Source organism: Microcoleus asticus IPMA8, assembly GCF_013179805.1.
GTDB lineage: Bacteria > Cyanobacteriota > Cyanobacteriia > Cyanobacteriales > Microcoleaceae > Microcoleus > Microcoleus asticus.
This window is the reverse complement of sequence record NZ_SRRZ01000090.1, coordinates 22,623-31,746: the sequence shown is the minus strand read 5'-3', so window position 1 is coordinate 31,746 and position 9,124 is coordinate 22,623. Positions and strand designations below refer to the sequence as shown.

Here is a 9,124-nt window from a genome sequence, read left to right as displayed (position 1 = left end):
ACACAAATTTGGTATTTTTGAACCAACACTCAATGGAACTGCTGCTCGCTCGAACCCTTAATTCATTTACGAATGATTTGCGATCGCTATATGATTATTTTTTCTTAATTGGGCAACTCATTTTTTTACTCCGAATTCTTTTTTTTTGGCTGTTTTGGGGTGGTTGACCGTATTTTATTTACCATTCTTTCGTTCACTTTATCGATTAGATTTACACTAATTCGTTGCCTAAAGTGAACGGCAGGGTGATGGGTCAAATGGGAGTTCATTACTGTAGGTTGATTGACCAATAAATTATTGCAGATAAGGATTTTCCCGGATCTGTTCTACTGTTTCTCTATCGCTGATTCCCAATTTTTCTTTGATGATTAATGCCCCCAATGCCATCCTAAATTATTTGGCGAGTGCGCCCATTTCGGTCGGGAAATTTTCAGCATAATCTTCTTCAAATTCAACCAAAGAATTAGTTGGGCCATTTTGACCCAACGGTTATCTTCTGCCAGCTTGCATCCGTTGGGGAGTTCAAAGTCGAAGAGTTCGGTAGGAACAGACTCAGCTTTTCGGTACACGATCGCAAATGGTGATGCACAGGTTTTAAGCTATTTTACCTGTTTTTCTTGCAATCTTACTACCTTTTTTGGTCGGCAATTCCATACAGTGTATACTTGAACCACTGCTTCAGCAAGCCCGAAGTAGAAAAAGCTATCAAACAATAAGAGGCAAAATTTATATACTTATCCCCCTCTTCACCTGATTTCTCACTCCTTGATAATTTACGATCTAAATTTAAAAATATTCTCCGTTCTCTCAAAACGACAAATTCTCAAAAATTAGGAAAGGCGATAGATTTTGCATTCAATTAAGTTTTTAACAATATATTTGGAACTGGTTTGCAAAATGCTGTTCTTGTACCTTATATATCTGATAAACCCTAGATTGGGGTTTGGAATAGGGGGTTACAGTGGCATTCTTTTTGCGGACTGGTATAACTACTCTGGATTCACCTATATTGCAATTAGTCAAGCGCTGGTGGGAGAGCGCAAATTAGTATTCGGTATAGAAAAATCCACAGGAAGCATCGAAGCGGCTGTCCCGTTTGGCTTGCCAGCAGTAGGGTCGGGCTGGTAAAGTTGGATACGAGCGCGCCCAAGTCGTTTAGCTTGATAGAGCGCTTGGTCGGCTGCTGCAATCAGAATTTCGGCTCCCGATTCAGATGCAGGAACAATACTCGCTACGCCCAGACTGAGAGTGACGTACGGGCTCACCTGAGAACCAGCGTGAGGAAGTTGCAAAGCTGCGATTTTGATCTGTATGTGTTCGGCTACCAGCACGGCGCCTTGAATCGCGGTATTTGGTAAAATAACGGCAAATTCTTCGCCTCCGTAGCGAGCTACTAAATCAGCGGGGCGATTGACTGCATTGCCGATCGCCCCAGCGACTTGCCGCAAACATTCGTCTCCCCCTGGGTGCCCGTAGGTATCGTTGTAACTTTTAAAAGAATCAATATCGCAGAGAATCAGGGACAGAGGCGTTTGTTCCCGCGCTTGTCTGCGCCACTCCATTTCTAAATACTGATCGAACCGGCGGCGGTTTGCTAGCTGCGTGAGTTCGTCTAAAGTTGCCAAGCGCTCTAACTTGAGGTTGGCCGCTTGCAACTGCTGGTAGAGTTCTGCTTGCTTGATGGCGATCGCCAACTGGGTAGCCAGAGAAGACAGCAACTCTACTTCCAACTGCATCCACTGCCGGGGACTGCACTGGTGGGCCATCAGCAGCCCCCACAACTCGTCTCCTTGCACTAAAGGCACTACCAAATAAGCTCTCACCGCGAATTGTGCGAGTAAGTCAATTTGATATTGCGGCAAATCGGCGGCCAAGATATCGCCTATCGGTCGGATCGCCCGATGTTGGTACGCTTCGATATAGAACTCGTCAAAACAGAAATTTTCCAGGGTTTCCCCCAACATCGGCTTGCAGTTGGGAGCTACAGATTCCACTGTTACCGCCCCCGTCGCCGGAGCTGCGCAGAGACTGTCGGTACAGCGGTTGAAGCGGACGATCATCACTCGATCTGCCTGAAGGAACTGGCGCACCTCTGTCACTGTCGTGCTGAGCACTTCGCCCAAATCCAGAGACTGGCGGATGTGCTGAGTAATCGTGGCCATCAGCAGTTCTCGTTCGTTCTGCTGCCGCAGCGCCTCTTCTGCCCGCTTGTACTCAGTGATATCTTGAGCGGTGCCGAAAATTTGTTTGGGCCAGCCGTCGGCTGTGCGGGCGAAAACTTGGTCGCGGCAGCGAAACCAGAGCCATTCCCCCGATCGATGTTTGAGCCGATAGTCCAACTCCAAAATCTGCCCGTCTTGGGCCCAGGAAAATTTTTGCTGGTGGGCTTTAAGCCTTGGCAAATCTTCTGGGTACACCAAACTCGAGTATAAAGCAGTTTGCATCTGTAAAATTTCTTGGGGAGTGTAGCCCAGCAATTTAGAAGCTTGACCGTTGACGTAGACGTTGCGCTGTTCGGTCAAATCGTAGATGTAGAGCAAATAAGGCGCCGCGTCAGCAATCTGCTGGATGAAATGCTGGCTCGATCGCAATTCTTCCTCCACCCGCTGGCGCACTTGCACTTCTTCCAAAGCTTGATCCCGCATTGTGCGGTAAGCTTGGATGCGGTGGGTGAGGTCGGTCACGTCTTGAATCACCAGCAGCGCGTAGAACGATGGGGAATTGACCCCCGGCCATATTGATGACGAAACTGAGGATGGAGATGCCCTATACAAAGAAGCACTTGCTGGTACTCTGACTCCGACAGTGCCGTCTGGTTGCAACTCAAGAGTATGGAGAAGCCAGTCTCTAATCTCCTGTTCTTCAATGCCAGCCTCCAGGGTCGGCACAGCAGTCACAGTAGTTTGCTGAATTCGCTGCTGGCCGTCTTGCCAAATTGCCGGAATCAGGTGTTTGTGAATTTGAGAAGAAAAAATTGTTGGCGGGCCGCCTGCAAAAATTTGCTTGAAGCGAGTTGCATACTTTAGCTGACTCAGGTGAGGAAAATGGGTTGTGATGTTTTTTCCCAATATTTGGCTGCGGGGAATTTTTGTCCACTCTTCCAGACAAGTATTCCAAAACAGCACCACAAAATCATCTCGCAGCAAGCAGGCGCCGACTGGTACGCTGTCGAGAACCCCAAACTTTTCCTTAATAGTTTTGCTCTCCTCAATCATAGACCCCCGGCAAGTTGATTGATAGCAGTCAACAAGGTGTCAAAGGAATTGACATTGAAAATAAGAATGATATCTCCTTCAATGTGAAGCCTTTCAATCATGAAACTGGTCTGGGCTAATAAAACAACTGTATCAGTAGCTAAACCCCCAGATCTCAGCAAACTAGCAATCGTCCCTTCGCTATAAGTGGGAATGGAGTAGTTTAGGCGCTGCTGAAGTACGTTGCTGATTGCACCCATGACCCCATTAATTACAATATTTCCCACTTCACTCAGCGTACCAATTTTGACTGAATCGAGATCGTGAGTTCCAACTTCTTCCCCTGTGAGCATCGTCACGAGCATGGCAGCGCTGTTGGTGGGAAAGACTAGCTGGGCAATGCCTCCAAAGGAGCCTGTGAATTTTAGCTGGACGGCGGCGATTTGCTCGCCGTTGAGGTGCTGCTCTAACTCTTCTTGCACGTCGGTGGGAGTCAGGATTTGAAGGTGGGGTATTTGCAAGCGGATCGGAGAGTCGATCATGTCGTTCAAGACCCCTGCTGCTTGACCGATACCGATGTTGACGAGTTCCTGCAAAGCATCGAGCTGTCGAGCGCTTAATTTCATTGGGTGCTCTCCTCGCTGGCACTGAGAGCTTTTTTGATCCACCCGATCAGTTCCTCTGAGTTGGGCATTTTGTGAATGACTGCTAGGGCTCCGAGCTCCATGCACTCGGAGTGGGTAGTTGCTTGGATGTCTGCGGTAATTACGATTACTGGAATTTTATATCCTCGATCGCGCATGGCTTGCAGGACTTCCCGACCTTCCATTTCCGGCATCAACAGGTCTAAGAGCATACAGTTTGGAGTTTTAGTGCCGAGCAGTTCTAGAGCTTCTGGGCCGCTGGATGCTTCCCAAGCCTCGTATCCTTCTGCTCGCAGGATTTTGCAGATTACCCTGCGAGTCAACCACGAATCTTCGACAACGAGAATTGATGTCACTACGTTCTCCTCCTTCTATTGTTTAGGACTGATCGGCGTTGCAGGTATTGCTTTGATCTTCACAGTAATTTAAAGTGCTGGGACGGTGTGCGATCGAGCCTGACTCGGAATTCCTGTTCTTAAAAACTAACGCATTAATGTGTTCGATAGTTTAGTATCTTGGACTATAGGAAGAAAAAACCCGGTTTCAGAATGAAACCAGGTTTGCGGGCTCTCTATTGGTCGTAACATCGGCGCTCAGTTATAGATTACCAAACGCTTCCGGAGGGACTCTACTCGCTGTTTGGCAGTGGCATTGTCTGGATCGCAGGCGAGAGCTTGTTCGTAGATTTCCAAGGCTTGAGCTGTTAATTTCTTGCGCTCGTAGGCGTGACCCAGATTGTTGAGAGATGTAACGTATTCGGGCTGCAACTTCAGGGCTTCTTTGTACTGGCGGATTGCGATGTCGTATTGTTCTTGGCCGAAGTGTGCAAAACCGAGGGCGTTGTAAATAACGGCTTGATTTTCTTCGCCTTCTAAGTCTTTGGCTTTCAGGGCTTTTTGAAACAGTACGATCGCCTGGGAATACAGCTTCTTATCTACATAGATACTTCCTAATTCGTAGTATTCCTGTGCTGTTCCTTTTTCTATGGTCAGCTTATTTTCTAAGCGTTCTAAAGACATTTCCAGCTTCCGAGTTTTGAGAATCTGGCGCACCACAAACCAGGAACTGCTGCCGAGTATAGCGAGCAGGACTGTCAGGTAAACAATGAGCAAATTACTATCCATGTTTTTCTTAAAATTAGGTAGGTCTGTGGAAGGTTTTATTTATTTTAATGCGCTAGCAATCTCTGAGATTTGCCTCTACAAATGTATAAAAGACACGGAAATAGCGATCGATCGGCCCGATCGCGATTTCTGAAAAAGCAAGAATCCAGAAGTAAGAACAAAGAAGGAAAGTTTGTCTCAACCTCCTAGATTTATCAGGAGTTTTCCTTCTCTGGCAGACAGTTAAATCTTTCTTACTTCTGCTTTCTGCATTCTGAAAATAAAGCGAACTTTCACGCTCCGGCTCGATTGGCCATTTCCACTACTTTACCAAATGTTGCGGGGTCAATAATCGCCATTTGTGCCAGCATTTTGCGGTTGATTTCGATGTTGGCTTTCTTCATGTTGCCGATCAGTCTGCTGTAGCTCGTGCCGTGCTGGCGCGATGCAGCATTGATCCGAGCAATCCACAGGCGGCGGAAATCGCGTTTGCGCTTTTTGCGATCGCGATAACCGTTACGCAGGGCCTGCATCACCCGTTGGTTAGCTGTGCGGAACTGTTTCGACTGTGCGCCTCGGAAACCCTTGGCTAATTTGAGAATTTTTTTGCGGCGCGCTCTGGCGACATTACCGCGTTTTACCCGTGTCATCTTTAATTTCCGTTAAACTTTACAAGTATGGAAGCATTAACCGCACGTTAGCATCGTTGGTCTCGTCGATGACGACCAGCTTAGATAGACGGCTTTTGCGAGCTGAACTTTTGTGCTGTAGCAAGTGGCTTTTGTAAGCTTTGCGGCGCACAATTTTACCGCTGCCGGTCGCTCTAAAGCGCTTTGCGGCTGCTTTGCGAGTTTTGAGTTTTGGCATGAACTGGTGTTATTTGGACACAAGCTTCAACGGTATCACGTTTGTGCTACTTTCTGCAAGGGAGATTTGCGGGTTGGGGGCGGCGCTGCATTTGCTGCGATAGACAGGATGCGCGATCGGCTAATCTTGTGGTTGTTTGCAGTAGTTGACACCGGGTATAAAATTTTATAACCCAGAGGTATAACTAAGGGTTCTACCTCTGGGTTATTAGCAGGGTTAATATTTGAAAGCTTGTGGTGAGGCACGATCATTAAATCGAAGGGCGTTGCTTAATCAGGGTATGAAAAAAATAACTTGAAAATCCCGAAGTTTTGTGGATACTGGTTTCTCTGACTTGCATATTTAGCCCTTCATACCCTAAATCAGCAACGCCAATCGAAGATGTAACATTAATTATTGGTTATGGCGCTTAGAGAGTCCCTTGAAAAAATCCTGTTTGAATATCCATTGGTCAGTAACGACAACTTCAAGGGACATTCATTTGCTAGTTATGTCACAAATGTAGTGCCGAAATCAATAAGTGCTTCGTTAGAATTACCAGAAATCTATAGCGTAAAAGCTTCAGCAGGTAATGGCTCTTGGGCTAAAGTTCCTTGGATAGCAATATTTAACAAGCTTCTGACTGAGAGTGTCATGTCGGGGTTTTACTGTGTTTATTTATTTCGCGCTGACTTCTCTGGCGTTTATCTTTCTCTCAATCAAGGAATAGCAGATAAAAGAGATCGGTTCGGACTTTGGGGTGTCGAGAGACATTTTAAGGGGTCAAGCAAAACTATTTAAAGATAAGCTTGGTTCTGACAAGCTCAGGGAATTTTCTGATCCTCTCGATCTTAAGCTTGATTCGATTCCAAAGGCAACTACTTCTAGAAGGCTTGGACTTGCTTATGAAGCAGGAAACATAGCCTCGAAGTTTTATTCAAGGGAATCACTTCCTGACGACAAGGAGTTGGTAGGCGATGTTGGGAAAATGCTTGAAATTTACTTCTCCCTGTTTGAGGAGGTTTCTTTGAAGGAGGAGGCTGATTCTGCTGATTTGTTGAAAGAGGTTTCTTTGAATGAGGCTGCTGAAAACAATCAAGCAGAAAGGGAATGGTTTGAAGATACGACAAAGTATAGACTTCATCGAGTAACAGAACGAAATCAAACGTTATCTAGAAAAGTTAAGCAGTTGCAAGGATATGAGTGCAAAGCTTGCGGTTTTGATTTTGAGTCTCGATACGGAGAAATAGGCAGAGGATACATAGAAGCTCATCATAATGTTCCAATTTCAAACTTAAGTGGGACAAAGATGAAACTAGATCCGCTTAATGATTTTACTGTGCTATGCTCAAATTGCCATAGTATGATTCATCGCATTAAACCAACGCCAACCCTACAGGAATTTAGGCACAACTTGAAGATGTAGTATGAGTAAAGGCGTTTATATCAAAAAAAAAATAGGCTAGCCATATTTCACAGCGCCTATCTCAATTAAAATTTTAATGGCTCCCCGCAACGCCGTCTTACCTCAGCTTTTGACCTGGTATTTTACCAGGTGGGTACCGTTGGCTCGGACTTAAAGTTTCTGGGTACAAGCCCAGTTTACTGCTGTCCAAACATCTTGATTCCCGAGAGTTAAGAGTTATAGATCAAAAAAACATTATTGGCAGTCACCAACGTCGCAGTAGAACCTTTATTTAATATATACCAACTAACCAGATTTTGGCAAGCTTCGAGCAATTTAACTTGCATACCAGATAGATTCAACGGTTTGAGCGATCGCCAGTGCTTGCGATCGCCCCTGAGCCACCAACTCCGCGTCGAGCACAACTGTAACGTGACCGAGTTTGCGGCCCGGACGCGATACTTTCTTACCATACCAATGTACAAAAGTACCGCTAATTTGTGCCAGTTGTTTTCGTTTGGCTAAATAGTCGGACTCAGCCGACTCGTAGCCAAGCAAATTTACCATCACAGCGCCTGCACATTTCAGATCGGAATTCCCTAAAGGCAGTTGACAAACTGCGCGCAAATGCTGTTCAAATTGTGAAGTTTCGCAGGCATCGATGGTAAAATGTCCCGAGTTGTGGGTGCGGGGTGCAATTTCATTGACTAACAGCTTATTATCGGCGGTTAAAAATAATTCAATGCCGAATACGCCGACAGCTTCTAAGCTGTTGAGGAGAGTGCGGGCGATCGCACAAGCTTCAGTTTTCACATCTGAACTAATATCAGCAGGTGCAATCACCAGGTGACAAACCTGATTTTGCTGTTGGGTTTCGACGATCGGATAAATTGCAATTTCGCCATTTGCCGATCGAGCTGCAATCACAGCCAACTCGCGATCGAATGGCACAAACTCTTCTACTAGCAAAGGCTGACCTTGGAGTTTAGCACGAATTGACTCAAAACTCCCTCGATCCTTAACAATAAAAGTACCTTGACCGTCATAACCGTGGCGGCGAACTTTGACAACAAAGGGAAAGTCGATCGATCCAGGATCCGAGTCTCCTTCCATCTGCACGCTGTCGGAAACAGAAATTGCCCGAAAGTCGATCGCCACCGCCTTCAACAATTCGGGGGGCAAATCCGCACTGCAATCCCATTCCCAAAACCTCGGAGTTGGCAAACCCAAACCTTGTAAATAACAGCGCTGAACGTACTTATCCAACAAAGGAGAAAGCGACGACAAACTCGGCTGAAATAACACACCTTGCTGTTCTAGTTGCCGCAAACCATCCAAATCCACAAACTCATTTTCAAAAGTAATAACATCGCAGCCAGCAGCCAATTGAGCCGTAGCCAAAACATCATCAACAGCAGCCAAAATAGCATCAGCAGCAACAGAAACTGCCGGGTCACTAGCATGGGGAGTTTGCACTAACAATTCAATACCCAGCGCCCCAGCAGCATCCCCCATCATCGAAGCTAGCTGGCCGCCGCCGACAACGCCCACCCGCTTAAATTTGGCAGACCAACTCCCAGCGGTTTGATTTGATTTCATGTGAGTAAAATTCCGCAGAGTCAACCTGCCTATTTTATCCCTATTTGTCGCCGGATGAATTACAGTAATTGAAGAGTTAAAAGCCAAAAAATAGTTTTAATTGCATGATTAAATCGAGGCAGCACCCAGAATAATTTGGCGACTAAAGTCTTTAATTATTGCACGATCCCAGCCGTTGGGAAACAGCGGTCGAACCCCACCCCTCCAGAAAAGTGCCACATCTAGCAATTGGCGATCGCCAAGCATGGCATAATTGACAGCACTGCAAAAAGCAGATAGACAGGTGCAAACACTGAAAATCAGACATTCAGGGAACAACATTTATAGGTGAGG

10 protein-coding genes, 1 other RNA gene and 1 pseudogene are annotated in these 9,124 nt (G+C 46.1%); 2 read left to right on the top strand and 10 right to left on the bottom strand.

Annotated elements, in window-relative coordinates; translation table 11 throughout:
• Positions 1-140 precede the first annotated feature (140 nt).
• From E5S67_RS21875 to rpmI, 7 genes and pseudogenes are all read right to left on the bottom strand, one after another.
• A pseudogene (locus E5S67_RS21875) lies at positions 141-569 on the bottom strand (transposase); the annotation flags it as partial.
• 450 nt (positions 570-1,019) lie between these two features.
• Positions 1,020-3,215, bottom strand: coding sequence for a sensor domain-containing diguanylate cyclase (locus E5S67_RS21870; protein ID WP_172190483.1), 2,196 nt, complete (start codon positions 3,213-3,215; stop codon positions 1,020-1,022).
• The gene (locus E5S67_RS21865; protein WP_172190482.1) at positions 3,212-3,820 is read right to left on the bottom strand and encodes a chemotaxis protein CheC; all 609 of its coding nucleotides are present in this window, start codon (positions 3,818-3,820) and stop codon (positions 3,212-3,214) included. The genes E5S67_RS21870 and E5S67_RS21865 overlap by 4 nt, the downstream gene beginning before the upstream one ends.
• Positions 3,817-4,194, bottom strand: coding sequence for a response regulator (locus E5S67_RS21860; protein WP_172190481.1), 378 nt, complete (start codon positions 4,192-4,194; stop codon positions 3,817-3,819). Before E5S67_RS21860 ends, E5S67_RS21865 begins: the two co-directional genes overlap by 4 nt.
• 237 nt (positions 4,195-4,431) lie before the next feature.
• A complete protein-coding gene (locus E5S67_RS21855) occupies positions 4,432-4,962 on the bottom strand; it encodes a tetratricopeptide repeat protein (RefSeq protein ID WP_172190480.1) in 531 nt (176 codons plus the stop codon).
• 272 nt (positions 4,963-5,234) lie between these two features.
• Positions 5,235-5,591, bottom strand: coding sequence for a 50S ribosomal protein L20 (rplT, locus tag E5S67_RS21850; RefSeq protein WP_006634165.1), 357 nt, complete (start codon positions 5,589-5,591; stop codon positions 5,235-5,237).
• Positions 5,592-5,610: 19 nt separating this feature from the next.
• Positions 5,611-5,808 (bottom strand): 50S ribosomal protein L35, encoded by a 198-nt coding sequence (gene rpmI / locus E5S67_RS21845; protein ID WP_006634164.1) that lies wholly within the window; start codon positions 5,806-5,808, stop codon positions 5,611-5,613.
• Between the two features lie 402 nt (positions 5,809-6,210).
• Between rpmI and E5S67_RS21840 the strand changes: the two genes are divergently transcribed.
• Both E5S67_RS21840 and E5S67_RS21835 read left to right on the top strand, forming a co-directional pair.
• Positions 6,211-6,588, top strand: coding sequence for an MrcB family domain-containing protein (locus tag E5S67_RS21840; protein WP_172190479.1), 378 nt, complete (start codon positions 6,211-6,213; stop codon positions 6,586-6,588).
• Positions 6,548-7,213, top strand: coding sequence for an MrcB family domain-containing protein (locus E5S67_RS21835; protein ID WP_172190478.1), 666 nt, complete (start codon positions 6,548-6,550; stop codon positions 7,211-7,213). The genes E5S67_RS21840 and E5S67_RS21835 overlap by 41 nt, the downstream gene beginning before the upstream one ends.
• 77 nt (positions 7,214-7,290) lie before the next feature.
• On the opposite strand, the gene ssrS is transcribed toward E5S67_RS21835, so the two are convergent.
• From ssrS to E5S67_RS32610, 3 genes are all read right to left on the bottom strand, one after another.
• A non-coding RNA gene (gene ssrS / locus E5S67_RS21830) (6S RNA) lies at positions 7,291-7,478 on the bottom strand.
• A 50-nt stretch (positions 7,479-7,528) separates the two neighbouring features.
• Entirely contained in the window at positions 7,529-8,791 is a 1,263-nt protein-coding gene (locus E5S67_RS21825) for a 5-(carboxyamino)imidazole ribonucleotide synthase (protein WP_172190477.1), read from the bottom strand.
• Between the two features lie 108 nt (positions 8,792-8,899).
• Positions 8,900-9,112 (bottom strand): hypothetical protein, encoded by a 213-nt coding sequence (locus tag E5S67_RS32610; protein WP_216670631.1) that lies wholly within the window; start codon positions 9,110-9,112, stop codon positions 8,900-8,902.
• Between the last annotated feature and the right edge of the window lie 12 nt (positions 9,113-9,124).

Bases quoted from the DNA above. Each gene is read 5' to 3' on its own strand.
- E5S67_RS21870 (WP_172190483.1), bottom strand. From the start codon at position 3,215: ATGATTGAGGAGAGCAAAACTATTAAGGAAAAGTTTGGGGTTCTCGAC.
- E5S67_RS21865 (WP_172190482.1), bottom strand. From the start codon at position 3,820: ATGAAATTAAGCGCTCGACAGCTCGATGCTTTGCAGGAACTCGTCAAC.
- E5S67_RS21855 (WP_172190480.1), bottom strand. From the start codon at position 4,962: ATGGATAGTAATTTGCTCATTGTTTACCTGACAGTCCTGCTCGCTATA.
- rplT (WP_006634165.1), bottom strand. From the start codon at position 5,591: ATGACACGGGTAAAACGCGGTAATGTCGCCAGAGCGCGCCGCAAAAAA.
- rpmI (WP_006634164.1), bottom strand. From the start codon at position 5,808: ATGCCAAAACTCAAAACTCGCAAAGCAGCCGCAAAGCGCTTTAGAGCG.
- E5S67_RS21840 (WP_172190479.1), top strand. From the start codon at position 6,211: ATGGCGCTTAGAGAGTCCCTTGAAAAAATCCTGTTTGAATATCCATTG.
- E5S67_RS21825 (WP_172190477.1), bottom strand. From the start codon at position 8,791: ATGAAATCAAATCAAACCGCTGGGAGTTGGTCTGCCAAATTTAAGCGG.
- E5S67_RS32610 (WP_216670631.1), bottom strand. From the start codon at position 9,112: ATGTTGTTCCCTGAATGTCTGATTTTCAGTGTTTGCACCTGTCTATCT.